This window comes from Pseudomonas fluorescens (assembly GCF_902498065.1).
Lineage (GTDB): Bacteria > Pseudomonadota > Gammaproteobacteria > Pseudomonadales > Pseudomonadaceae > Aquipseudomonas > Aquipseudomonas fluorescens_BJ.
Genome location: NZ_CABVIR010000004.1, coordinates 142,454 through 165,796 on the forward strand (window position 1 = coordinate 142,454; position 23,343 = coordinate 165,796).

Here is a 23,343-nt window from a genome sequence, read left to right on the forward strand (position 1 = left end):
CGGCTTGCCGGCGATGGCGTACTCAAATTCGCCATCGCCGGCAAAACACGGGGCTTTCAGCCCTTCAATTCCTTCAAATGCTTGTATACCGTCGCCCGTCCCATGTTCAGCACGTTGGCCACATAGTTGGAGGCGCTTTTGCCCTTGAAGGCGCCTTCGGCGTGCAAGGCCAGCACCAGTTCGCGTTTGTGGTCGCGGGTCAGCAGGTTCAGGCTCAGCTGGCGTTCGCGCAGCCAGCCGTGGAGGAAGGTGTTGATCCGCTCCTGCCAGTCATCGCGGAACAGTGAGTCCGGTTGCGGGATCAATTTGTTCGGCGACAGGAACAAGTCCAGCGCGGCCTTGGCATTTTCGAACAGTGAAATGTTCAGGTTGATGCACAGCACCGCCAGCGGATGACCGTCGCTGTCGCGCAGCACGCTGCTCAGGCTGCGAATCTTCTGACCATCCCAATTCAACTTTTCGTACGGGCCGATGTTCCGTTCGCTGATGTCATCGCTGAGCATGTCTTCCAGCGCGGCATCGTCACCGACTTCCCGCTTCGACAGGTTATTGGCGATGTAATCGATCTTTTGCGTGCGCAGATCGTGCAGCACCACCTCGGCGTGGGGAAAGAACAACGTGGCGATGGCATCGGCAATCGCGCGGAAGTTGTCCAGGGCCGGGTCTTTAACAGGTGCGTTCATACAATGGAGCTCCAGGCAGCGTCAGCGCCCTGCAAAAAGGGCGCTGGAAGTTTGCCGTAATCGTGTCGACACGTCACCTGAGCACGTGGATCAGCCCAGGCGAGCGGGGGAGAGCATCCCGGCATCCAGGCCGAAGCGCGTGAGTTGCTCGGGCAGTGCTTCACCGCGTACCAGCGCGGCGCTGGCCTGGCCCATGGCGGGCGAGGTCTGGATGCCGTAGCCGCCTTGCGCCGCAACCCAGAACAGCCCCGGCACCTGCAGATCGAAGCCGGACAGCAAATCGCCGTCAGCCACGAAGCTGCGCAGGCCGGCCCAGGTGCGGGTCGGACGGCGGATGGTCAGGGTGGTGGCTTCTTCGATCTGATAGATGCCCATGGCGATGTCGAGTTCTTCGGGTTGCACGTCGTGCGGTTCAACCGGGTCGGCGTTGGCCGGTGAGCCGAGGAACATGCCGGCGTCGGGCTTCATGTAGAACGATTCATCGAGGCTGACCAGCATCGGCCAATGGTGGATGTCCACGCCTTCCGGTCCGGCGAAGATGAACGCCGCACGGCGCTTGGGTTGCAGACCCAGCGGCCTGGCGCCGGCCAGTTCGCCGATCTTGTCTGCCCAGGCGCCGGCGGCGTTGATGATGACCGGGGCGCTGAAGGTCTGGCTGTTGGTCTGGACCTGCCACATGCCTTCGCCGTCGCGGGTCAGGCTCAGGACTTCCGTGTCGGTATGCACTTCACTTTTATTGCGTCGGATACCGCGCAGGTAACCCTGATGCAAGGCGTCGGTGTCGATGTCGCTGGCGGTCGGATCGTAGATCGCGCCATGAACTTTTTCCCGGCGCAGGATCGGCAGGCGCAGGCAGGCTTCATCGGCGCTGAGCAGTTGCATTTCCGGCACCGTGGCTTTGGCGCTCAGGTATTGATTGTTGAGTTCGTCCGGGTCGCCGGTGAAGTCCACGGTCATTTCGCCGCGCGGGGTCAGCAGCGGGTGTTCGCAGAAACCGGCGGGCGGGGCGTCGAAGAAATCGCGGCTGGCCTGGGTCAGTGCCCGGACTTGCGGTGTTCCATACGCAGCGGTGAACAGCGCAGCCGAGCGTCCGGTGGAGTGATAGGCCGGATGGGATTCGCGTTCGAGTACGATCACTCGGGCGTGCTGCGACAGCCAGAAACCGGTGGAAGCGCCGGCGATCCCGCCGCCGATGATGATGAAGTCTGCCTGGCTCATGAACGTCTCCTGTCGAGCGTAAATGCCATTGCTAAAGAGAAACCTGTGGGAGCCGGGCTTGCCCGCGATTGCATCACCGCGGTGTGCCTGATTGAGCCTGGCGTCTGCATCGCGGGCAAGCCCGCTCCCACAGGGTTTGTGGTGTCAGTGCTGCAGGCGGTAGATGGCGTTAGCCACCGCGATGTCTTCCAGGCCCAGGCCGATCGAGCGGAAGAATACGTGGCGGTCGTAATCGGGGCGCTGGACCTTTTCGCTGATCAAATCCGGCAAGTCGCCGACGATCGCGTTCCTGTCCCAACCATGCTGTTCGCCGGCAATCAGCATTTCGCCCGCCGAGCCTGGCGTGGTCAGACGATAATCGCAGAAGACGTGCATGTCGTTGAGGCTCTGCGGCGGCACTTCGTGGGCGCGCGGTGCGTTGGTACTGATGGAGGTTATCAACGCTGGTTTGCTCAGGGTTGCCGGATTCATCACTGGCCCTGCTGACGACGTGCACAGCATGATCACATCGGCTTCCTGAAGGGCTGCTTCACAACTGTCGACCAGGGTCAGGCGTGGGTCGAGACCTTTGAGCTGAGCCAGTGCGTCTGGACTCAGATCGTTCAGGCCTTGTGAGTAGAGGCTGATGCTTTGCCAGTCCCGCAGGTTCTTCACGTAATGCAGGTGCGCCTGGGCCACTTTGCCGCTGCCGATGATCGCCAGGCGTCGGGCTTCAAGCGGCGCGAGGGCGTCCACCGCAACGGCGGTCGCTGCTGCGGTGCGCGCAACGGTCAGTTCACCGGCATCGCACAGCAGCAGCGGCTGGCCGGTCTGCATCGACATCAGCAAGGTCCACGCAGTCACTAGCGGGCCTTGTTCGCGCACGATGTAGGGCGACGTCTTCACCCCGTAAACTCCGTCTTCGGCCAGCACACCCAGGTAGTTGATGAAGTCGCCTGCCCCCTTGGGAAATTCCACCAGTTGCTGCGCCGGCTGCACAGCCTGCCCGGCGGCCAGGTCGCGGAACAGCTTGCGCAGTATCTGCGGAACGTCGACCTGTGCCAGCAGTTCGCGGGCCTGGGGTTGGGTGATTACATAAGGCGTGCTGGACATGGTCGGCTCCGGGAGCTGGAAGTAAACTAATTTGTCTATTATGGACTTTTAGTTGTCGCGAGCAATATCCGGGGCGAAAAAAAAGCGCAGTCCGTTGCCGGCTGCGCCTCTTTTATTGCGAACCGCTGTTACGGACGCTTGCGCTCAACCGCCCGCAACAGATGCGTCGGTGGTGTTTCACAGCTGATCTTGCGACCCAGCAGCGCCTCGATGGACGGTAGCTGGTAGGAGTCGTCTTCCCCGGCAAAACTGATCGACACACCGTCGGCGCCGGCACGACCGGTACGACCGATACGGTGCACGTAGTCATCCGGCACTTCCGGCAGGGTGAAGTTGATCACGTGGCTGATGCCGTCGATGTGAATGCCGCGACCGGCGACATCGGTGGCCACCAGCACGCGGATCTTGCCTTCGCGAAAGCCTTCAAGTGTCTTGATGCGCTTGTGTTGCGGCACATCGCCGGACAGTTGCGCGGCGTTGACGCCATCGCGTACCAGGCGTTCTTCGATGCGCCGCACTTCATCCTTGCGGTTGGCGAAGACCATCACCCGCTCCCAACCGTTGTCGTTGACCAGGTTGTAGAGCAGTTTGTACTTGTCGGCGCCGGCCACCGCGTAGATGTGCTGCTCGACGTTTTCGCTGGCCACGTTCTGCGACTCGATCTCGACGATCGACGGGTCGGTGGTCCATTGCTTGGCGAGGTTCATCACGTCTTCGGTGAAGGTCGCGGAGAACAGCAGCGTCTGACGCTCGTTCTTCGGCGGCGTCTGGCGAATGATCTGACGCACTTGCGGGATGAAGCCCATGTCGAGCATGCGGTCGGCTTCGTCCAGGACCATGACTTCGACCATGTCCAGGTGCACGTCGCCGCGCTGGTTGAAGTCGAGCAAGCGGCCCGGGGTTGCGACGAGGATGTCGCAATGACGCGCTTCGAGGTGCTTGAGCTGCTTGTCGAAGTCCATGCCGCCGACAAACGTCATGACGTTGAGGCCGGTGTACTTGGTCAGGTCGGCGGCGTCTTTAGCGATCTGCACCACCAACTCACGGGTCGGCGCGATGATCAGCGCCCGTGGCTCGCCCATGTAGCGCTCTTTCGGCGGCGGGGTTTGCAGCAATTGGGTGATGATCGAAATCAGGAACGCGGCGGTTTTGCCGGTACCGGTCTGGGCGCGCCCGATGGCGTCTTTGCCGGCGAGGGTGAAGCCCAGCACCTGAGCCTGGATCGGCGTGCAATACGGGAAGCCGAGGTCCTGGATGGCGTGCATCAGTTCCGGGGCGAGTTTGAAATCGTGGAATCGGGTTTTGCCTTCCTGGGGTTCGACGACGAAGTCTTCGAGTTTCCAGGGAATGACCGGCGCCTTTGGCTTGGGTTCGCGACGCGGTTTTGCCGGTTTCGGCGCTTCGCTGCGCGGTTGTTCGGGGGCCGCCTCTTCAACAGGCGGGAGGGCCGGTGCCGCGACAGGCTCTTGTTTCGGTGCCGCTACGGGGGCGGTCCGGCCAGACTGATTACCGTCGGTGCGGTGGCTGGGGGCGTGAGACGGAGCGCTGGAGACTGGCGCGAGCTGCTCAGTCTCGCTTTTACCGAACATTTTCTTGAGTGCTTTGAGCACGGTCATCTCATCAATTGATTAAGGAATATACGGCGGCCAGTGTAATGCAAGAATCGGGCGCGGCGTAGGGGGATGGATCAATGGGCTGTTTTTCGCCGGGCCGTTAACGCAAGCGTTCAGCGAGCCAGACGTCGATGTCGCGAATTTCCTCGGGTAACACTTCGTGACCCATTGGGTATTCCTGCCATGTCACGGTGACACCATGCTGCTTTAAATACTCATAAGCGGTGCGACCCATCGAGTTCTGCACCACGTCATCGTACTGGCCGTGCAGGGACAGCACCGGAATACGCTGTTGGCTCGCGGAGAGTTGCAGTTGATCGTTGAAGGTCGGTGCATAAGTCGAGAGGGCAAGTACGCCGCCCAATGCTCCTTGCCATTTCACAAACGCGGTGTGGAATACCACGGCGCCGCCCTGGGAAAAACCTGCCAGGAAAATCCGCGAGGCGTCTATTCCGCCCGCGCGCTGCTCTTCGATCAAATCAATCACCCTTTGCGCCGACTCTTCCAGCTGCTCGCGGCTGATCGCCCGCGCCGGGCTCATGGCCAGAATGTCGTACCAGCTCGGCATCTCGTAACCACCATTAATGGTCACCGCACGGGTCGGAGCCTGAGGCAGGACGAAGCGGGTGGTCAGCAGGCTTTCCTGCAGCGCTTCGGCCACGGGCAGGAAGTCGTAACGGTCGGCGCCCAGGCCGTGCAGCCAGATAACGCAGGCATCTGCGGGCTTGACGGGTTGAAGAATCAAGGGCTCGGTCATGGCTGCTCCAATTGTGTGCGTGCGCTCTCATTAAGTGCGAGATGTCAGTGCGCGTCTGGTTGATCCGTTAAGAAGATGTCGCAAGGCTACAAGTTTTGCTATTGACCTGTCGCTGAATCGCTTTAGCGTGCGGTCTGGTACGGGCTTTGCTATGGGAAAGCCTGTACGAAAATCCCACGCCTGTCGGTAACACTATGCAGGCCATCGTTCCTGGTGGGATAGCAAAAAATCCGGTGATGGATGTTCGCCAGCGGCCGCTACGGGCTTCGCGAACGTGAAAGGGCTACAGCCCGTTCGGCCGATTGGTGAGAAGTGAGTGGTCCATTATGTGGATTTTCTCCTACTAGACTCATAGCGCAGGTCCTACGTCGGTTGACCCTAAAAAAAGCCAACACGGGTCGACTACGCCTCATAAGGGTGCGACTGGACTCAAGCTCCGACACAACAAGAGCAAAACTGGAGGTTTGAATGAAGATGTTGAAATCCACCCTGGCCATCGTGACTGCAGCCGCAGTACTCGGTGTCAGCGGGTTCGCTCAGGCGGGTGCAACCCTGGATGCAGTGCAGAAGAAAGGTTTCGTACAGTGCGGCGTCAGTGATGGCCTGCCTGGTTTTTCGGTTCCGGATTCCACTGGCAAGATCGTTGGTATCGATGCTGACTACTGCCGTGCTGTCGCCGCTGCCGTCTTTGGCGACGCGACCAAGGTCAAGTTCAGTCAGTTGAACGCCAAGGAGCGCTTCACCGCGCTGCAGTCCGGCGAAATCGACATCCTGTCGCGCAACACCACCATGACCAGCTCCCGTGACTCGGGCATGGGTCTGAAATTCCCAGGCTTCATCACTTACTACGACGGCATCGGCTTCCTGGTTAACAACAAACTCGGCGTCAAGAGCGCCAAGGAACTGGACGGCGCGACCATCTGCATCCAGGCCGGCACCACCACCGAGCTGAACGTTTCCGACTACTTCCGTGGCAACGGTCTGAAATACACCCCGATCACTTTCGACACCTCCGATGAAAGCGCCAAGTCGCTGGAATCGGGTCGTTGCGACGTACTGACTTCCGACAAGTCCCAACTGTTTGCCCAGCGCAGCAAGCTGGCTTCGCCGAAGGACTACGTGGTTCTGCCGGAAACCATTTCCAAGGAACCGCTGGGCCCGGTCGTGCGTAACGGCGATGACGAGTGGCTGGCTATCGTGCGCTGGGTTGGCTACGCCATGCTCAACGCTGAAGAAGCAGGCGTGACCTCGAAAAACGTTGAAGCCGAAGCCAAGGGCACCAAGAACCCGGACGTTGCACGTCTGCTGGGTACCGACGGTGAATACGGCAAAGACCTGAAAGTGAAGAAAGACTGGGTCGTCCAGATCGTCAAGCAAGTGGGTAACTATGGCGAAGTGTTCGAGAAGAACCTCGGCAAGAGCACTCCTCTGGAAATTGACCGCGGGCTGAACGCTCTGTGGAACAACGGCGGCATTCAATACGCACCACCAGTGCGCTGATGGTTCTATCACCCGGTGGGCCAACCGCCGGGTGATGTTCTGTTCCATTACATCCGGGGCACTTCATGCAAAATTCAATCGGCGCACCAAAGCAGAGGCTCAGCCTCAGCGATCCCAAAGTGCGTGCGTGGCTATTTCAGATCATCACCATTGTGGCGGTGGTCTCGATGGGCTGGTATCTGTTCGACAACACGCAGACCAACCTTGAACACCGGGGCATCACCTCCGGTTTCAGCTTTCTGGAGCGCAGTGCCGGTTTCGGCATCGCTCAAACCCTGATCGACTACACCGAATCGGACAGCTATGCCCGGGTGTTTGTCATCGGCCTGCTCAACACGCTGCTGGTGACTTTCATCGGCGTGATCCTGGCGACGATCCTCGGGTTCATCGTCGGCGTGTCACGGCTGTCGAAGAACTGGATCATCGCCAAGCTGGCGACTGTTTATGTGGAAGTCTTCCGCAACATTCCGCCGCTGCTGCAAATCCTGTTCTGGTACTTCGCGGTGTTCCTGACCATGCCGGGGCCACGCAACAGTCATAATTTCGGCGACACCTTCTTCGTCAGCAGCCGCGGCCTGAACATGCCGGCCGCGTTGACGGCGGATGGTTTCTGGCCGTTTGTGGTCAGCGTCGTCGTGGCCATCGTCGCCATCGTGCTGATGTGCCGCTGGGCCAACAAGCGTTTCGAAGCCACCGGTGTTCCGTTCCACAAGTTCTGGACCGGCCTGGCGTTGTTCCTGGTGATCCCGGCGCTGTGCGCACTGATCTTCGGCGCGCCCGTGCACTGGGAAATGCCCAAGCTGCAAGGTTTCAACTTCGTCGGTGGCTGGGTGCTGATCCCGGAACTGCTGGCGCTGACCCTGGCCCTGACCGTGTACACCGCGGCGTTCATCGCCGAGATCGTGCGTTCGGGCATCAAGTCGGTCAGCCACGGCCAGACCGAAGCGGCACACTCGCTGGGCCTGCGCAACGGTCCGACCCTGCGCAAGGTGATCATCCCGCAAGCCCTGCGCGTGATCATTCCACCGCTGACCAGCCAATACCTGAACCTGGCGAAAAACTCCTCGCTGGCGGCCGGTATCGGTTATCCGGAAATGGTCTCGTTGTTTGCCGGTACGGTGCTGAACCAGACCGGGCAGGCGATCGAAGTCATTGCCATCACCATGAGCGTGTACCTGGCGATCAGTATCAGCATTTCCCTGCTGATGAACTGGTACAACAAGCGCATTGCGCTGATCGAGCGGTAAGGAAAAGCGCATGAGTACTCATACTTTCAAACCTGACATGCCGCCACCAAGCAAAGTCTTCGGGCCGATGGCGTGGATGCGCGCGAACATGTTCTCCAGCTGGCTCAACACCCTGCTGACCCTGTTCGCGTTCTACCTGATTTACCTGGTGGTTCCACCGATTCTGGAATGGGCGATCATCGACGCCAACTGGGTCGGCACTACCCGCGCCGACTGCACCAAGGAAGGCGCCTGCTGGGTGTTCATCCAGCAGCGATTCGGCCAGTTCATGTACGGCTACTACCCGGTGGACCTGCGCTGGCGCGTAGACCTGACCGTGTGGCTGGCGGTGATCGGCGTGGCACCGTTGTTCATCTCGCGCTTCCCGCGTAAAGCGGTGTACGGGCTGAGCTTCCTGGTGCTGTACCCAATCATTGCCTACTTCCTGCTGCATGGCGGATTGTTCGGCCTGACCACCGTGGCGACCAGCCAGTGGGGCGGCCTGATGCTGACGCTGGTGATCGCCACCGTCGGCATTGCCGGCGCCCTGCCGCTGGGTATCGTCCTGGCGCTGGGCCGTCGTTCGAACATGCCGGCGATTCGTGTGGTCTGCGTGACCTTCATCGAATTCTGGCGCGGCGTGCCATTGATCACGGTGCTGTTCATGTCCTCGGTGATGCTGCCGTTGTTCCTGCCTGAAGGCATGAACTTCGACAAGTTGCTGCGGGCGCTGATCGGCGTGATCCTGTTCCAGTCGGCCTACGTCGCCGAAGTGGTGCGCGGCGGTCTGCAAGCGATTCCCAAAGGTCAGTACGAAGCGGCTGCGGCGATGGGCCTCGGTTACTGGCGCAGCATGGGCCTGGTGATTCTGCCGCAAGCCCTGAAGATGGTGATCCCGGGCATCGTCAACACCTTCATTGCGCTGTTCAAGGACACGAGCCTGGTGATCATCATCGGCCTGTTCGACTTGCTCAACAGCGTCAAACAAGCCGCCGCCGACCCGAAATGGTTGGGCATGGCCACTGAAGGCTATGTGTTTGCGGCCCTGGTGTTCTGGATTTTCTGTTTTGGTATGTCGCGCTATTCCATGCATCTGGAACGCAAGCTCGACACTGGCCACAAGCGTTAGGAGTTCTGTAATGAGCGAAGCAATCAAAAAGCCTGTGAGCCCTGAAGGCATTATTCAGATGCAGGGCGTGAACAAGTGGTACGGCCAGTTCCACGTGTTGAAAGACATCAACCTGAACGTTAAACAGGGCGAGCGTATCGTCCTGTGCGGCCCGTCGGGTTCCGGCAAATCCACCACGATCCGTTGCCTCAACCGTCTGGAAGAACACCAGCAGGGCCGGATCGTGGTCGATGGCGTGGAACTGACCAACGACCTCAAGCAGATCGAAACGGTCCGCCGCGAAGTCGGCATGGTGTTCCAGCACTTCAACCTGTTCCCGCACCTGACCATCCTGCAGAACTGCACCCTGGCACCGATGTGGGTACGCAAGATGCCCAAGCGCAAGGCCGAAGAAATTGCCATGCATTACCTGGAACGCGTCCGCATTCCGGAGCAGGCGCATAAATTCCCGGGGCAATTGTCCGGCGGTCAGCAGCAGCGTGTGGCGATTGCCCGTGCCCTGTGCATGAAACCGAAAATCATGCTGTTCGACGAACCGACTTCAGCGCTCGACCCGGAGATGGTGAAGGAAGTTCTCGACACCATGATCGGCCTGGCCGAAGACGGCATGACCATGCTCTGCGTGACCCACGAAATGGGCTTCGCCCGCACCGTGGCCAACCGCGTGATCTTCATGGACAAGGGCGAGATCGTCGAACAGGCTGCGCCGAACGACTTCTTCGATAACCCGCAGAACGACCGCACCAAACTGTTCCTGAGCCAGATCCTGCATTGATCGAAGCCAGGCAATGAAAAAAACCCGGACGCTGTTCCGGGTTTTTTTTTCGCCCGCCGAAACCCACCACCGTTTGCCCTGCCGGACTAAGCTGACTAACATGTCAGAAAATTCATCCTATGATTGGATGAAAGGGCGAATCCTATGTCAGAAATGTCTCCATTAGTTAAGCGATCCCTGGTCGATCAAGCCTTGGACCAGTTGCGTTTGCGCATCACCGAAGGCGTCTGGACCGTCGGCCAACGCCTGCCCACCGAGCCGGAGCTGTCGGCAGAACTGGGCATCAGCCGCAACACCGTGCGTGAAGCCATGCGCGTGTTGGCGTTTTCCGGTTTGATCGAAATCCGCCAGGGTGACGGCAGTTACCTGCGGGCGGTGATCGATCCGCTGGACACCCTGAAAGCGCTGTCGCGCTGCTCCCTCGAACAGGCGCGGGAAACACGGCACATCCTTGAAGTCGAGGCCATCGGCCTTGCCGCGATCCGCAGGACCGACGAAGACCTCATCGAATTACGCCAGGCACTCAACATCAGCGGCGATCACTACCACGGCGATCTCGACAGCTACATCGCCTGCGATCTGGTGTTCCACCGTCGCCTGGTAGATGCCGCGCACAACCCTACCCTCAGCGAGCTGTATCGCTACTTCTCCAGCGTCGTCGGCGCACAACTGCGCCAGACCTTGAGCATCACGCCTCGTCGCCAGGCAGTGTTCGACCTGCATGTCGACCTGCTCGATGCCGTCGAACAACGCGACCCGGAACGCGCCAAAGCCTTGTCGAGGCAGTTGATCAATGAACCTTGAAACCGAGAACGCCATGTCCAGCCGCAACAGCCACATCAACGAAGCCAAACGCACGGCGGAGCTTGAAGAGCTGCTGATCGACGCCGAGGCCGATGACGAAGCGGTCCAGCAAAGTCACCCGATCCTGCGCCGCCCGTGGTTATTGTTACTGGGCCTGATTCTGGTGGCGCTGAACCTGCGTCCGGCGCTGTCGAGCATGGCGCCGATGCTCAGCGAGGTCTCGAAAAGCCTCGGCCTGTCGGCGGCGCAGGCCGGTTTGCTGACGACCTTGCCGGTGCTGTGCCTCGGCCTGTTTGCGCCGTTGGCGCCAATTCTGGCGCGACGTTTCGGCGCGGAACGCGTGGTGTTGGGCATTCTGCTGACGTTGGCCGGGGGGATCATTCTGCGCAGTTCGTTCGGTGAAATCGGCCTGTTTGCCGGCAGCGTGTTGGCCGGCGCGAGTATCGGCGTGATCGGCGTTCTGTTGCCTGGCATCGTCAAACGCGACTTCGCCAAGCACGCCGGGACCATGACCGGCGTCTACACCATGGCGTTGTGTCTGGGCGCGGCCATGGCAGCAGGCGCGACCGTGCCATTGAGCGAGCACTTCGACAAAAGCTGGGCGCTGGGCCTCGGCTTCTGGGTGATTCCTGCGCTGGCAGCGGCGATTTTCTGGTTGCCGCAAGTCGGGCAGAAACACGGCGCGCACAACGTGGCCTACCGGGTGCGCGGTTTGTTGCGTGACCCGTTGGCGTGGCAAGTGACCTTGTACATGGGCCTGCAATCCTCCCTGGCCTACATTGTGTTCGGCTGGTTGCCATCGATCCTGATCGGTCGCGGCCTGACGCCGACCCAGGCCGGCCTGGTGCTGTCGGGTTCGGTGCTCATTCAACTCGCCAGTTCATTGGCCGCTCCATGGCTGGCCACGCGCGGCAAGGATCAGCGCCTGGCAATCGTGATCGTCATGGCGCTGACCCTCGGCGGTCTGTTCGGTTGCCTCTACGCGCCGATCGAAGGCCTGTGGGGCTGGGCGATTCTGCTCGGTCTGGGGCAGGGCGGTACGTTCAGCCTGGCGTTGACCCTGATCGTGTTGCGCTCGCGGGACTCGCACGTGGCGGCCAACCTGTCGAGCATGGCCCAGGGTTTCGGTTACACCCTGGCGTCCATGGGGCCGTTCGCGGTGGGCATCGTGCACGACTGGACCGGCGGCTGGAACGCCATAGGCTGGATCTTCGGCGTGATTGGCCTCGGCGCCATCCTTGCCGGCCTCGGTGCCGGGCGTTCGTTGTACGTGCAGGTGGTCAGCGAAAAGGTCTGACTACAGGTAAACAACGTCCAGGGTCGCCGAGCCGTCGAGCTGCACCTCGGTGCTCAGGTCCAGTTCGGAGGTGGGCGCGATGATGGTTTCGACGATCACTCGACTTGTGAGGTTTTGAATGGCAATCGGGCCGACACTGCTGCCGGCCACGTCGGTAAACCCCAGGTAGCTTTTGGCACCGATCGGAATGGGACGACTGTTCGATGAACTCCAGGCCACGCCGCCGGTGGTGGAGTCGGTTCGATAAACCTGCGTCAGGTCGTCCACCACGGTGCTGGCCGGATCGAAGTTCAGCGAATACAAGCCGATTTTATTTTGGCTGTGATCGTGGTTAAGACCGTAGTAAATCTCGCTGTTGACGATGGCCGAGCCGTCGCGGTTGTCGCGCATCAACAGGGCAAAACGCGCGGGCGCATTGCACTGAATGTTGAGGTCGAGCGTCTGGTCGCGCAGTCGCGTGCGTTTGTCGACGCTGAGGTCCTGCCGGGAGATTTTTCCGTAGTCGACGAGGCCGTTGTTGGACAGTATCGGGGTGCAGGCGAGGGGGGTGATGGTGCCTTTGACGCTCAGGTCAACGGTGGACGCCGCCCAGGTGTGTTGGGTGGCGCTGATGACCAGGGTTGTCGCAAGTACGGCAAAGTAGTGCTTCATTTGTGAATGTCCATTTCGTGGAATTTGTTCAGCCTGTGTCAGGCCCCGGTTGGCGTTGAACCGGTCTTTTTTACCGAAACCGGCATTCGACCGGCTCAGTGCGTTGACTCAGGGGAGGTACTTGATTTCAAGCGTCATGGAGCCATCGATGGGCACTTCGTCGTTCAGGGTCAGGCTGTCGGCGCGAGCAATGTAGGTATTGATCCACAGAAGCATTGCGAGATCCTTTACTGCAATGGGTGTGGTGTTGCCGATAATGCTTGTTGCCAGAAGCTCATTCGAATTGATGGTGGTGGCGCGGGTCCAGCTTTCTCCGCCATCCGTCGATCGAATGGCGGCCGCATTCAGACCGTCAGCTTGCAGGTTGGCGATATATGGCCAGAAGTAGCCAAGCTTTTCATTCGCGGGGGTCAGTCCCACGCCAAAAAAAAGAGGGGAAGCTATGTTCGTATCGGGTCTATTGTCGATGGACTTCACGGCGAACAGGACCGGTGCATCGCAGTTCACGTTGAACGCCATGTAGTGGTTGCCTACTTCCGTGTTTGCGATTGGATTGAGGTTCTTTACAGGGACTTTGCCGATGTCGATGTTGCCGCCGTCGGCCAGTGTCGGCGTGCACGCGTTCGGGGTGATGTGGCCTGTGACTGTCAGGTCTGTCGACGAGGCGAAGGTGAGTGGTGAAGTCAGGACGATGAACGCCATCGTCAGCGCGTGTGGAATCTTTTTCATGGGACAGGTTTCGCTGTGTGGGGGGAGCGGAATCCGTCCTTGCCCGAAGCAGGACCTCGGGCAAGGTCGGGCTACGGGGTTATGGGTAGACGATGGAAATGGTGGCCGAGCCGTCCAGAGCGACTTCGTTGGTCAGGTCCAGTGAGTCGGCGCGGGCGATTTCGGTCCAGATCCTAAGGTCTGTCTGCAGATCCTTGATGGCAATCGGCGTGGTCGGGCCCCCTACAGCGCCGAATGCCGAGAGTTGTGATGCGTTCAGAGAAGAATATGCGAACCAAGTATTGCCATTGTTAGCGGACATCAATGGCTGTACGGCAACACCATCTGCCACTGGTGTAATCAGTCGCAGTAAATACCCACCAAGCTTTTGATCGACATTGATAAAGCCCAGGCCGAAATCGGTGTCACCACCAATCGTGCCGGACCTGTTATCGGTCGGTAACAGCCTGAACGGGATCGCTGCGTCACAGTTCACGGTGAGCTGCAATGTCTGCGTAGGCAGTGTCGTGGCTTTGTCCTGATTCAAGTCTTTGGCAGAAATCTTGCCATAATCGACAATCCCGCCACCGGAAAGCGACGGCGTACACGACGACGGCGTGATAACGCCTGTGACTGTCAGGTCTGTCGACGAGGCGAAGGTGAGTGGTGAAGTCAGGACGATGATCGCCATCGTCAGCGCGTGTGGAATCTTTTTCATGGGACAGGTTTCGCTGTGTGGTGAGCGGAATCAGTCCTTGCCCGAAGCAGGACCTCGGGCAAGGTCGGGCTACGGTGTTATGGGTAGTCGATGGTGAGGGTGACCGAGCCGTCGAGCAGGACGTCGTTGGTCAGGTCCAGTGAGTCGGCGCGGGCGATTTCGGTCCAGATCCTAAGGTCTGTCTGCAGGTCCTTGATTGCAATTGGCGTTGTCGGGCCACCGAGCGCACCAAACGCGGAGAGTTTTTCATTGGAGAAATAAACTTCATTCTTCCACGTGTTGCCATTGTCTGGGGATCTCAATGGAGACACGGCAACGCCATCTCCTATCGGTGCCATAAACCGTACGTCGAAACTGCCGAGCTTCTGATCGACATTGATATAGCCCAGGCCGAATTGATTGTTACCAGTACGCGTTCCGGATTTGTTATCGGTCGGAAGCAGCCTGAACGCGACGGGTGCGTCACAGTTCACGGCTAGCTGCAATGTTTCGAAAGGCAGGTTCGTGGGTTTGTCCTGATTCAAGTCTTTGGCTGAAAGCTTGCCATGATCGACGATCCCTCCACCGGAAAGCGTCGGCGTACACGCGTTCGGGGTAATAGCGCCTGTCACCGTCAAATCAGTGCTCGAAGCCGCCAGTGCATAAGGTGCAACGCCAATCAGCGCAGTGGCGGAGAGTGCTGCAAAGTACTTTTTAATCATTGTTTACTCACTTCTCAGGTTGTGCCCTGTCTGCCCCGAGACGCTCAAGTGCGCCCCGGATCCAGCAGGATCGGGTTGGGTGTTACAGGTAAATAATCTCGATCGTTCCCGCGCCATCGAGATTGATGGCGCTGCTCAGGTCCAGGCTGTGGGTGGGGGCGATGACGGCGTCGACGGTCACCGTGGTGCTGAGGTTCTGGATCAGCACCGGGCCGGCGCCGCTGCCGGCGTTGTCGGTGAACGCCAGGTAACGGCTTTTGCCGATGGCGATCGGGTTGGCGCTGCCGTTGCTCCAGGCCGTGCCGGCGGTGCTGGAGTCGGTTCGGTAGAGGCGGGCGAAGCCGTCGGCATTGGCGGTGGCCGGGTCCACGCGCAGTGAAAAACGGCCAATCCTGTTGCCGCGGCTGTCCTTGCCCAGGCCGTAGTCAATCTCGCTGTCGAGCGTCGCCGAACCCGAGCGGTTGTCATGCATGACCAAGGCGAAGGACGCCGGCGCGTCGCAGCCGACCATCAGCGACAACGACCTGGGCGGCAGACGTGTGTCCTTGTCTGCATGCAGGTCTTTTCTCGACAGGGTGCCGAAGTCGACCACGCCGCCGTTGGACAGCACCGGCTCGCAGGCCGCCGGAGCGAAGCGGGCGCGCAGGGTCGCCTCGCGGGTGCGTCCGGCGCCAACTGCATCGAACACCCCGAAGGCTTCCCAGGTCACCGCGTCACGCACTTGCATGCCTTGCTCTTGAACCCAGGCCGTCAGCTCAAGCTGCGCCGAGAAACTGCGCCCCTGCACCGGCACGCCGGCCTGCACCGGGACGACCCCGTGCTTCGGTCGCCAGATCAGGTTCGGGGCCGTTTCGGCGGGCGGCTGCCCGACCCCGGCAATCAACCCGATATCGACCGCTTGGCCATCGAGCACGGCATCGCGAATACGCATCTGATAGCTGCCGCGTTCGGCAAAGTGAAAGCGTTCAGCGGTCGCGGCCATCGCCCGGTAGAACAGGCTCATGTCGATGGGCTGCGAACAGTTCAAGGTCAGGCTGAGCTGGCGCTCACCGAGGTTGCGCTCCGGTGCGGCATCGGGCCGTATCGCCCGGTTCATCAGCCCGTAATCGAGCACCGGCTGGCTCAGGTTGAACTGGCAGTCGTCGGTGGACGCCGAGGCCAGTGGCGTGAATCCGCTCAGTGCCAGCGGCGCGAGGGTCAACAGCAGATAGCGCGACAGGTTCATGAAGTCATCCTCAAAGGGCTCGGCACTTGGCGGGGGCGGTTTCGTAGTACGCGTTGGTGTCGGCGTCGGCGGGCAGTTCGAAGCGCAGTTCGCAGCGCTCCAGCCCCGGCGCGCTGATCCATAACGCGCGGCGGTCGAGGACGTTGGGCAAAAACACCAGGCCGCCGTCCTGCACCAGGGTCACGAACTCGCCATCTTCGGTGTTCACGGAGGCACCGCGTGGCAGGGGCGCGCCGTTGGCGGTGGTGGCCTTGAGCAAGGCACGACGGGTCATCGTCAGGCCGAATTCAACGGTGTCCACAGCACCGCGACCGGCCGAAATCACCGCCAGCCCGTTATGAATGTCGGCGTTGCGCGGCAGGGTTTTGGTGTCGACTTCCACCGGGCTGTTGCCGTAAGCCGTCACTTGCGGGATCACCGCCTGACCTTGCCAGTCGGTCCACACCGGACCGCTGGGCGTCGACACTTTGATCGAACCCATGTCGCCCACCGACAGCAGCGCAAAGGTGTCGCTCACCGGGTACGGCGACAGCGTCACGCCGCCACCGTGCAACACTGCGCCGCCACGAGCGCTGGCCTGATAGCTGGAGCGCTCGGCATCGGCGCGGGTGTAATTGAGATCGAGCTGGGTGTAGCGCGGCAGCAGCGAAACGCCGGCCGTGGACTGCACCTGTTTGTTGCGGGTGTCGTGTTCGACGCCGACCCGGTAACCCAGTTGATCGTTGACCCGTTCACTCAAGCCCACGCCGCTGCGGTATTCGCCGGCGGAACTGCGCACCCAGGTGCGCGCCCGGCGGTTCTCGCCCAGCGGAATGCTGAGGTTCAGGTAGACGCTGTCATCGTTGCGGTTCGAACCGCTGACCTGCCATTCGGCGGTCGCCGAGACGGATACGCCCGCGATGCTGGTGCCCCAGGACGCGAGGGCGCGGCTGCTGCTTTGGCCGTCGAACGAGCTGGACCGGCTGACGCCGCTGCTGAAAGCGCCGAGCCATGGATGCGACCACGACAGGGCCGCGTTTTGCTGATCGCGGTAACGGGATTGGCTGTTGTCGGAGGTGTTGGCGAATACCGCATCTTCCAGCTCCCGGTAGCCCTGGGTTCGGTAAGAACTGCCGGCATTGAGCGCCCACTGCTCGTTCAACCGATGTGAGACGCTCAGGTCTGCCTGAAGCCCCTGACTGGCTTGCTTGCCGCTGGCGTCCGCGCCGGTCAGCGTGGCTTGCACCTGGGTCACGGGCGAGGGCAACAGGCCGACGCTGCCACCCGCCGCGCGATAGTCGGCGGCGCCGGTCAGGCCGGCACTGAGCAACACTTGCGGGGTGAGCGCACCGCTCCAGCCGCCGCTGATGACCCAGGGATCGCCTCCCTGCGCGTCACCGACACTGCGCACCTGACCGACGCCCAGCGAATAACCGGGCGCGGGCAGGCTGATCCCCAACATTGCGGCCGGCACGGTAAAACTGCGCTCGCTGCCGTCGTCCTCTTTGATCGTGACTTCCACGTCGGAGCGCGTGTTGAGTCGGCGCACGTTGGTGAGTGCGAACGGCCCGGCCGGCACCACCGTGGAATGGATCAGCGAACCATTCTGGCGGACCTCGACCTGGGCCTGACTGTTGGCGATCCCTTCTATGACCGCGCCTTGCTCTTCGACTTGCAGCGCCTGCTCGTTCAGCACTTGCACGCCGGTGATCTGCGCACCGGCGAGCACCGGGTTGTAGAGGTTGATCTGACCCGCTTGCAGCACCGCTTCGTGGCTGGCGAAAGTGCGCTGGGCGTAGGCCGCAATGTGCGTGGTGCGGGAAATGTCGTCCTGCCAGGTCTGCACCTGACGGCTGCGCACGATCCAGTCACCGGCATTGAAGCCCAGTTCGGTGTTGGCCGAGGCGTAGCGGCTGGTGCTGTCGCCGGAACGGCTGTGCAAACCGGTGACGTCGTAGTTGATCAAACCGGCAATGCCGCCGGTTTGATAGCCGGAGAAATCCCGGGCCGTGGGGCGTATCGCGTCGGTGGGCACGATCAACGACAGGGCCAGGTTCGCCGGGTCCGGTTCGATGACGGTCTGCGGTGCGCTGCCCAGAAAATCGTGGCACGGGCCAGCGTCCAGCGTCAGCGCAGGCACCGTAAGGTTCGCCGCATCGAGCAGCGCGCGATCGAAGCACAACGCCCCTTCGCGATTGAACGTGACGTCGACCCGGCCATGGCGCTGGCCGTTGACGGTGAGCGTGACCGGATGGCGGCCGGCCGTGAACTGCGGCGCCTGCATCAGCAACGTCGCCAGCGCCGGATCGATGCCGCGCTGCAGCAACGTGTCTTTGTCGAACGACGCCGGCAACGACGCCTCACCGTGGGCGTCGAGCATCATCAGCGCGTTGCTCAGCAGCAACGCCACCGTGGTTCGTCGCTGCCATGGATGAGGGCGAGCGCCGGCCCGAATAACGGGCACGGCTTCGCCATCACGGTAAATTGATACTGTGGTCATCGGGTTCACTTGGGTTATTGCGGCGTGCGTCTACCGGCACGCCTGTGGCAACGGCCAAGCGACCGTCGCCTTGAAACATGGGCGCTCATCGTTCCTTGATGACGCCGTCATAGGGATTCAGGACTGGATGGGCGCCTCGTAATGCGGCACTGCAAAGCCGTAGACCGTCGCCGGTTGAAAACGCACCTGCGTGGCGGCGCCTTCGGGCACCTTGATGCTGATGTGCTCACCGGGCAGCACGTAGGTTTTCGGCAACATCGCGTTGCCCGCCGCCGGCAACAATTGCACTTCCTGGCCCAGACGGACCACGTAAGGCGTGTCGTTGCGCACGGTCAGTTGACCGTCCTTCAGCGACCATTTCAGGTCGGTCCACGGCGTGCGATTGGGCGCCAGGCCTTTGGGGTGCAGGATCACCGGCAAATTCTGCCGCACGGTTACGCCGACTCGTGCCTGTCCGGCTTCGGCGGGGGTTTTGCCCTGGGGTATGCCTTCGAAGATCACCCGCTTCAAACGCTGGGTCAGCAAGGGTTTTTCCGATTGCAGAATGAACCGCACCAATTGGGTCTTGCCCGCTTCGACGCGTGCCAGCGGTGGCGTCACGAACACCAGCGATTCGCTGTCTTCTGCAATGTCTTCGAGGGTGACGTGCATCAACGCCAGGTTGGCATCGGTGTTGGTTACGGACACGGACGCTTCGCCGTCAGCCTCGTTGACGATGACCACCGAAGTGTTCGGCACCATGCCGTCGGCCTGGGCGTGTGCGGTCAGCAGCAGCGCAAATGCGCCGAGGCCGGAATGGAACAGATGACGGGTGACTTTGGAAAACATCGTCATGACGAGTCTCATTGAATGTTCAAAAAAAATGGAACCGGCAACACCGGCCGATCAGTAGTTCAGTTGCACGGTGACGTGCCCGTCGATGGGGATTTCATCGGTCAGCGGCAGGTCGTTGGCGCCAACGATGGTGGTAAACGCCGTGAGCCGCGCACGCAAATCCTTGATGGCAATCGGTGTGCTCAGGTCGTTCAATGCCGCGAACGCGGTCTGGCCAGCGTGTCCCAGGTAGGAGGACACTCGCCAGGTGGCACCGTCGTTGAGGGAAATGATGGATCTCACCGCAGCCCCATCGGCCACCGTATCGAACAGGCCCAGTGCAACGCTGCCCAGGTTCTGGTCGTCGTTGATGGTGCCCAGCCCGTGACTATTGGGGTGGATGGCGGAAGTGCCTTCGCGGTTGTCGATCGTCGTCAGGGTAAACGGCGTGGCGCCACCGCAATTCACCTGCAGATACAGCGTGCTGTTTTCCAGGGCTGTGGGCTGGTCCGGTCTCAGGTTTTTCACCGTGACTTTACCGTGGTCGACGATGCCGCCGCCGGACAGGCTGGGTGTGCAGGCGCTGGGGGTGATCAGGCCGGTGACGCTCAGGTGGGTGCTGCTGGCGGCGAGGGCCACGGGGACGCAGGCGATCAGCAGTGGGGTCAATAGAGCGAGGGAGCATCTGTCCATGATGGGTCGTCCTTTGAGTGAGCGGGTAACGCTGTGTTCCGGGCGTTACCCGTTGATGGCGGAGGGTTACAGGTACTCGATCTGTAGGGTTGCAGAGCCGTCGAGTGCGATTTCGTCGGTCAGGGTCAGGCTGTTGGCGGGGGCGATGGAGGTGTTTAGCCACATGTCCACTGTGACGTTTTCAACGAACTCAGGTGTCCAGGTGCCACTGATCCGGTTGCCAAACGCGATCCAGTCGTTCGGTAGCTTCGCTTCGTCATCGGCAAGCCCTGTCCAGGTGGCGCCCTCGTTCCTTGAATACCCAACGCTCACCGGAACGTTTGCGACCGGGTTTTTGAAACCCAACTGGTAGTAGCCCAGTTTTTCAGTTCCATTGATCAGGCCCAACCCCATCTCGCTACCCAGACTTGCTGTGCCTGCCTGGTTGTCGAGAGTACTGATCGCAAACTGCGCTGATGCATCGCAGTTCACTGTGAGCTGAATGGTTTTGATGTCGAGTGGGGTGTGAGCAGTTTCACGCAGGTCTTTCGCGGAGATTTTTCCGTAATCAATGACACCACCGTTGGCGAGAGTCGGTTCACAGGCCACCGGAGTAATGATGCCCGTCACCGTCAGGTCAGTACTGGACGCCGCGAACGCCGACGATGCACCGGTCAGCAGCAAGGCAGCGGTCAAAAGGGATAAACGCTTGTTCATGTATGGCTCTTCGTTGATGAAAGACTGTTGGGAGTTGCCCTATACGGACAGGGCGCAATCTATCGGTCGAGGTCGCCAGGCGGAATGCAACTAATACGAAAAACGGCACCGCGGTGTATGAACGTATGTTGCGGGTTGTCCCGGGTGGTTTTTGTGGGATTTTGATGTGGGGTGAATGGCCCTGCAGGCGTAGGGCATTTCTTTTGGTTTTGTAGGCGTAAGTTGCAGATCCGTTGCGCGTTGCGCGAGGAGGGAGGTCGTTATTGACAGGCGTACCGGGAGAGCGGGCAACGCGAGATGTCAGGCGTTGCCGGTCAGAGGATGGCGGGTTACAGGTACTCGATCTGCAGTGTTGCGGAACCGTCCAGTTTTACTTCGTCGGTCAGAGTCAGAGTGTTGGCAGGGGCGATCAAGGCAGTGGCCACAATATCCACCGTCACGGCGCGAAGGAAGTCAGGTGCATAACCACTACCGGTAGCGTTGCCAAACGCAACCCAATAGGTCCGTGGAATAAAATCTTCTTCTGGATAAACCCGCCAGCTTTTTCCCTCGTCATGCGACGACAGTAGTTGCACTGCGAGATCAGCGACCGGCTTTTTGAAACTCAGGTAGTAGTCGCCCAGCCTTTCATTTCCGTTGATCAGTCCCAGACCGAAGTTCTGCACGCCACCAATCAGGCTTGCTGTGTTCTTTCGGTTGTCTGCGAGGCTGATCGCAAACTGCTCGGCTGCATCGCAGTTAACCGTCAGTTGAATGGTCTGTTCGCCGAGTGGCGTGTAGACGATCTGATTCAGATCTTTCGCGGATCTTTTCCCGTAATCGAAGATACCGCCATTGGTCAGGCTCGGGGTGCAAGCGGCCGGTGTGATGATGCCCGTTACCGTCAGGTCAGTGCTCGACGCCGCGAATGCCGACGATGCGCCTGCCAGAAGTAAAGCTGCCGTCAGCAGCGATAGACGTTTGTTCATGTGTCGGGTCTTCCTTGATGAAGGACTGCTGGAATTGCCCTGTGCGGGCAGGGCGCAATCTATCGGCCGAGGGGTGCAGGCGGAATGCAACTAATACGAAAACGGCGAGCCTGGTGTATGTAAGCGTGTTGCGGGCTGCGATCGTCTTTCTGCGTCGCGATGTTTGTAGTCCTTCTGTGTGGCCGATGTAGCTTGTAAATGTAGGGCGGTTCTTTTTGTTTTATAGGAGAAAGAACAGGCCCCCGATTACATTGGGTGAGGTGGTTTTACGCTCGGGAAAGGGCGTTGTGGTAGGACCCGGACGGCGCTATTTTTCGCGCATTCCAGTCACCAAACAGGATAAATCCGACAATGCGCGTAATCATTGCTGACGACCATCCGGTCGTTCGTATCGGCATGCGAATGCTCGTCGATCTGAACCGGACATGTGTGGTGGTAGGGGAGGCGGAGGGCCCCGACAGTCTGTTGAGTCTGCTGTACACGACGCCTTGTGATCTGTTGATCACCGACTTCTGCATGCCGGGCAACCTGCAGGCCGACGGGCTGAAAATGCTGAGCCGGGTGCGACGCAGCTACCCGACGATGCCGATCATTCTGGTCACGATGTTTGCCAACGTCACCACACTGCGGGCGGCGTTCGCACTCGGCGTGGTGGCGATCATCGACAAAAGCGCGTCGGCCAAGGAACTGCCCCTGGCGATCAAATCAGTGGGTGAAGGTCGCGGTTATATCAGCGAGTCGTTGCGCACTGCGATGCTTCAGGCAGACGCGCGCGGTCAGTCGAGTTCCGCTGTGCTTTCCGCTAAAGAGCACGAAGTGGTCAGAATGCTCGCCAGTGGCATGACCGTCAGTGAAATCGCCGGCTACTTCAAACGCAGCGTTTCCACCATCAGCAAACAGAAAAGCATGGCCATGCAGCGGCTGGGCATTTCCACGGATGTGGACCTGTTTGCCTATGCCCGCGAGAGTGGCATGGTGCATTAGGCTTGGGCACACCAGAGGGTATTTGCGCCACGAATGCCGGTAGTGTTCCGGCCATTAGTTGACTATCGTGCAGGCAATTCTACGAAGCCCGTTTTCAAACCAGGGAGCCTATCCATGAGTGATGCCCACAACGCCTTGATTACCCGGTTCTACGAAGCCTTCCAGCGTCTGGATGCCGAGGCCATGAGCGCCTGCTACACCGACGACGTGGTGTTCAGTGATCCGGCATTTGGCGAATTGCGCGGGCGCGACGCGGGCGACATGTGGCGCATGCTCACCACCCGGGCCAAGGACTTTTCCCTGACCTTCGATAACGTGCGCAGCGATGAACGCAGCGGCGGCGCGCATTGGGTGGCGACGTACCTGTTCAGCCAGACCGGCAATACCGTGATCAACGACATTCAGGCCCGTTTTGTCTTTCGCGATGGCAAGATCTGCGAGCATCACGACAGTTTTGATCTGTGGACCTGGTCGCGTCAGGCACTGGGGTTCAAGGGCCTGCTGCTGGGCTGGACGCCTTTGGTGAGAAACGCCGTTCGCGCTCAGGCCTTGAAGGGGCTGAAGGCATTTCAGGCCAGTCGCTGATAAGATCGCGGCTTGTTTCCTTTCAAGC

At 60.3% G+C, this 23,343-nt stretch carries 23 protein-coding genes; 8 read left to right on the forward strand and 15 right to left on the reverse strand.

The window, feature by feature from the left end; all coding sequences use genetic code 11:
• Window positions 1-56: 56 nt before the first annotated feature.
• The 5 genes from F8N43_RS16615 to F8N43_RS16635 form a co-directional block, all read right to left on the reverse strand.
• On the reverse strand, window positions 57-683 hold the full coding sequence (locus tag F8N43_RS16615; RefSeq protein ID WP_150633437.1) for a transcriptional regulator: 627 nt from the start codon (window positions 681-683) through the stop codon (window positions 57-59).
• Window positions 684-773: 90 nt separating this feature from the next.
• Complete coding sequence (locus F8N43_RS16620) at window positions 774-1,901, reverse strand: NAD(P)/FAD-dependent oxidoreductase (RefSeq protein ID WP_150633436.1); 1,128 nt, start codon at window positions 1,899-1,901, stop codon at window positions 774-776.
• 144 nt (window positions 1,902-2,045) lie between these two features.
• A complete protein-coding gene (locus F8N43_RS16625) occupies window positions 2,046-2,993 on the reverse strand; it encodes an ornithine cyclodeaminase family protein (RefSeq protein WP_150639649.1) in 948 nt (315 codons plus the stop codon).
• Window positions 2,994-3,121: 128 nt separating this feature from the next.
• A complete protein-coding gene (rhlB, locus tag F8N43_RS16630) occupies window positions 3,122-4,609 on the reverse strand; it encodes an ATP-dependent RNA helicase RhlB (protein ID WP_150633434.1) in 1,488 nt (495 codons plus the stop codon).
• A gap of 97 nt (window positions 4,610-4,706) precedes the next feature.
• Window positions 4,707-5,363, reverse strand: coding sequence for an alpha/beta hydrolase (locus tag F8N43_RS16635; protein WP_150633433.1), 657 nt, complete (start codon window positions 5,361-5,363; stop codon window positions 4,707-4,709).
• 468 nt (window positions 5,364-5,831) lie between these two features.
• Between F8N43_RS16635 and F8N43_RS16640 the strand changes: the two genes are divergently transcribed.
• The 6 genes from F8N43_RS16640 (at window position 5,832) to F8N43_RS16665 (ending at window position 12,094) form a co-directional block, all read left to right on the forward strand.
• Window positions 5,832-6,863, forward strand: coding sequence for an amino acid ABC transporter substrate-binding protein (locus F8N43_RS16640; protein ID WP_017340659.1), 1,032 nt, complete (start codon window positions 5,832-5,834; stop codon window positions 6,861-6,863).
• Between the two features lie 65 nt (window positions 6,864-6,928).
• Window positions 6,929-8,110 (forward strand): amino acid ABC transporter permease, encoded by a 1,182-nt coding sequence (locus F8N43_RS16645; protein WP_150633432.1) that lies wholly within the window; start codon window positions 6,929-6,931, stop codon window positions 8,108-8,110.
• A 10-nt stretch (window positions 8,111-8,120) separates the two neighbouring features.
• A complete protein-coding gene (locus tag F8N43_RS16650; protein WP_150633431.1) occupies window positions 8,121-9,218 on the forward strand; it encodes an amino acid ABC transporter permease in 1,098 nt (365 codons plus the stop codon).
• Between the two features lie 10 nt (window positions 9,219-9,228).
• A complete protein-coding gene (locus F8N43_RS16655) occupies window positions 9,229-9,993 on the forward strand; it encodes an amino acid ABC transporter ATP-binding protein (protein ID WP_150639652.1) in 765 nt (254 codons plus the stop codon).
• Window positions 9,994-10,137: 144 nt separating this feature from the next.
• Complete coding sequence (locus F8N43_RS16660; protein ID WP_150633430.1) at window positions 10,138-10,797, forward strand: FadR/GntR family transcriptional regulator; 660 nt, start codon at window positions 10,138-10,140, stop codon at window positions 10,795-10,797.
• Window positions 10,787-12,094, forward strand: coding sequence for a CynX/NimT family MFS transporter (locus F8N43_RS16665; RefSeq protein WP_150633429.1), 1,308 nt, complete (start codon window positions 10,787-10,789; stop codon window positions 12,092-12,094). The genes F8N43_RS16660 and F8N43_RS16665 overlap by 11 nt, the downstream gene beginning before the upstream one ends.
• On the opposite strand, the gene F8N43_RS16670 is transcribed toward F8N43_RS16665, so the two are convergent.
• The 10 genes from F8N43_RS16670 to F8N43_RS16715 form a co-directional block, all read right to left on the reverse strand.
• Window positions 12,095-12,745: a DUF1120 domain-containing protein gene (locus F8N43_RS16670; protein ID WP_150633428.1), complete on the reverse strand. Its 651-nt coding sequence runs from the start codon at window positions 12,743-12,745 to the stop codon at window positions 12,095-12,097.
• A gap of 108 nt (window positions 12,746-12,853) precedes the next feature.
• Window positions 12,854-13,474 carry a DUF1120 domain-containing protein gene (locus F8N43_RS16675; RefSeq protein WP_150654049.1) on the reverse strand — a complete coding sequence of 207 codons (621 nt, stop codon included), beginning with the start codon at window positions 13,472-13,474 and terminating at the stop codon, window positions 12,854-12,856.
• Between the two features lie 79 nt (window positions 13,475-13,553).
• A complete protein-coding gene (locus F8N43_RS16680) occupies window positions 13,554-14,171 on the reverse strand; it encodes a DUF1120 domain-containing protein (protein ID WP_150633426.1) in 618 nt (205 codons plus the stop codon).
• A gap of 77 nt (window positions 14,172-14,248) precedes the next feature.
• A complete protein-coding gene (locus F8N43_RS16685; protein WP_150654050.1) occupies window positions 14,249-14,872 on the reverse strand; it encodes a DUF1120 domain-containing protein in 624 nt (207 codons plus the stop codon).
• A gap of 82 nt (window positions 14,873-14,954) precedes the next feature.
• Complete coding sequence (locus F8N43_RS16690) at window positions 14,955-16,097, reverse strand: DUF1120 domain-containing protein (protein WP_150654051.1); 1,143 nt, start codon at window positions 16,095-16,097, stop codon at window positions 14,955-14,957.
• A gap of 10 nt (window positions 16,098-16,107) precedes the next feature.
• Window positions 16,108-18,576: a fimbria/pilus outer membrane usher protein gene (locus tag F8N43_RS16695; protein WP_150654052.1), complete on the reverse strand. Its 2,469-nt coding sequence runs from the start codon at window positions 18,574-18,576 to the stop codon at window positions 16,108-16,110.
• 117 nt (window positions 18,577-18,693) lie between these two features.
• Window positions 18,694-19,410, reverse strand: coding sequence for a fimbria/pilus chaperone family protein (locus F8N43_RS16700; RefSeq protein ID WP_150639660.1), 717 nt, complete (start codon window positions 19,408-19,410; stop codon window positions 18,694-18,696).
• 51 nt (window positions 19,411-19,461) lie between these two features.
• A complete protein-coding gene (locus tag F8N43_RS16705) occupies window positions 19,462-20,082 on the reverse strand; it encodes a DUF1120 domain-containing protein (RefSeq protein WP_150639661.1) in 621 nt (206 codons plus the stop codon).
• Window positions 20,083-20,148: 66 nt separating this feature from the next.
• Window positions 20,149-20,778, reverse strand: coding sequence for a DUF1120 domain-containing protein (locus tag F8N43_RS16710; protein WP_150639662.1), 630 nt, complete (start codon window positions 20,776-20,778; stop codon window positions 20,149-20,151).
• 329 nt (window positions 20,779-21,107) lie between these two features.
• Window positions 21,108-21,746 (reverse strand): DUF1120 domain-containing protein, encoded by a 639-nt coding sequence (locus F8N43_RS16715; protein WP_150654053.1) that lies wholly within the window; start codon window positions 21,744-21,746, stop codon window positions 21,108-21,110.
• 351 nt (window positions 21,747-22,097) lie between these two features.
• Between F8N43_RS16715 and F8N43_RS16720 the strand changes: the two genes are divergently transcribed.
• Together F8N43_RS16720 and F8N43_RS16725 are read left to right on the forward strand one after the other, a co-directional pair.
• Entirely contained in the window at window positions 22,098-22,730 is a 633-nt protein-coding gene (locus F8N43_RS16720) for a response regulator transcription factor (protein WP_150639664.1), read from the forward strand.
• A gap of 114 nt (window positions 22,731-22,844) precedes the next feature.
• Complete coding sequence (locus F8N43_RS16725; RefSeq protein WP_150639665.1) at window positions 22,845-23,315, forward strand: nuclear transport factor 2 family protein; 471 nt, start codon at window positions 22,845-22,847, stop codon at window positions 23,313-23,315.
• Window positions 23,316-23,343 lie beyond the last annotated feature (28 nt).

Bases quoted from the DNA above. Each gene is read 5' to 3' on its own strand.
- F8N43_RS16635 (WP_150633433.1), bottom strand. From the start codon at position 5,363: ATGACCGAGCCCTTGATTCTTCAACCCGTCAAGCCCGCAGATGCCTGC.
- F8N43_RS16715 (WP_150654053.1), bottom strand. From the start codon at position 21,746: ATGAACAAACGTCTATCGCTGCTGACGGCAGCTTTACTTCTGGCAGGC.
- F8N43_RS16705 (WP_150639661.1), bottom strand. From the start codon at position 20,082: ATGGACAGATGCTCCCTCGCTCTATTGACCCCACTGCTGATCGCCTGC.
- F8N43_RS16620 (WP_150633436.1), bottom strand. From the start codon at position 1,901: ATGAGCCAGGCAGACTTCATCATCATCGGCGGCGGGATCGCCGGCGCT.
- F8N43_RS16655 (WP_150639652.1), top strand. From the start codon at position 9,229: ATGAGCGAAGCAATCAAAAAGCCTGTGAGCCCTGAAGGCATTATTCAG.
- F8N43_RS16615 (WP_150633437.1), bottom strand. From the start codon at position 683: ATGAACGCACCTGTTAAAGACCCGGCCCTGGACAACTTCCGCGCGATT.
- F8N43_RS16725 (WP_150639665.1), top strand. From the start codon at position 22,845: ATGAGTGATGCCCACAACGCCTTGATTACCCGGTTCTACGAAGCCTTC.
- F8N43_RS16650 (WP_150633431.1), top strand. From the start codon at position 8,121: ATGAGTACTCATACTTTCAAACCTGACATGCCGCCACCAAGCAAAGTC.
- F8N43_RS16700 (WP_150639660.1), bottom strand. From the start codon at position 19,410: ATGACGATGTTTTCCAAAGTCACCCGTCATCTGTTCCATTCCGGCCTC.
- F8N43_RS16695 (WP_150654052.1), bottom strand. From the start codon at position 18,576: ATGACCACAGTATCAATTTACCGTGATGGCGAAGCCGTGCCCGTTATT.
- rhlB (WP_150633434.1), bottom strand. From the start codon at position 4,609: ATGACCGTGCTCAAAGCACTCAAGAAAATGTTCGGTAAAAGCGAGACT.
- F8N43_RS16670 (WP_150633428.1), bottom strand. From the start codon at position 12,745: ATGAAGCACTACTTTGCCGTACTTGCGACAACCCTGGTCATCAGCGCC.
- F8N43_RS16720 (WP_150639664.1), top strand. From the start codon at position 22,098: ATGCGCGTAATCATTGCTGACGACCATCCGGTCGTTCGTATCGGCATG.
- F8N43_RS16680 (WP_150633426.1), bottom strand. From the start codon at position 14,171: ATGAAAAAGATTCCACACGCGCTGACGATGGCGATCATCGTCCTGACT.
- F8N43_RS16710 (WP_150639662.1), bottom strand. From the start codon at position 20,778: ATGAACAAGCGTTTATCCCTTTTGACCGCTGCCTTGCTGCTGACCGGT.
- F8N43_RS16660 (WP_150633430.1), top strand. From the start codon at position 10,138: ATGTCAGAAATGTCTCCATTAGTTAAGCGATCCCTGGTCGATCAAGCC.
- F8N43_RS16675 (WP_150654049.1), bottom strand. From the start codon at position 13,474: ATGAAAAAGATTCCACACGCGCTGACGATGGCGTTCATCGTCCTGACT.
- F8N43_RS16645 (WP_150633432.1), top strand. From the start codon at position 6,929: ATGCAAAATTCAATCGGCGCACCAAAGCAGAGGCTCAGCCTCAGCGAT.
- F8N43_RS16685 (WP_150654050.1), bottom strand. From the start codon at position 14,872: ATGATTAAAAAGTACTTTGCAGCACTCTCCGCCACTGCGCTGATTGGC.
- F8N43_RS16665 (WP_150633429.1), top strand. From the start codon at position 10,787: ATGAACCTTGAAACCGAGAACGCCATGTCCAGCCGCAACAGCCACATC.
- F8N43_RS16690 (WP_150654051.1), bottom strand. From the start codon at position 16,097: ATGAACCTGTCGCGCTATCTGCTGTTGACCCTCGCGCCGCTGGCACTG.
- F8N43_RS16640 (WP_017340659.1), top strand. From the start codon at position 5,832: ATGAAGATGTTGAAATCCACCCTGGCCATCGTGACTGCAGCCGCAGTA.
- F8N43_RS16625 (WP_150639649.1), bottom strand. From the start codon at position 2,993: ATGTCCAGCACGCCTTATGTAATCACCCAACCCCAGGCCCGCGAACTG.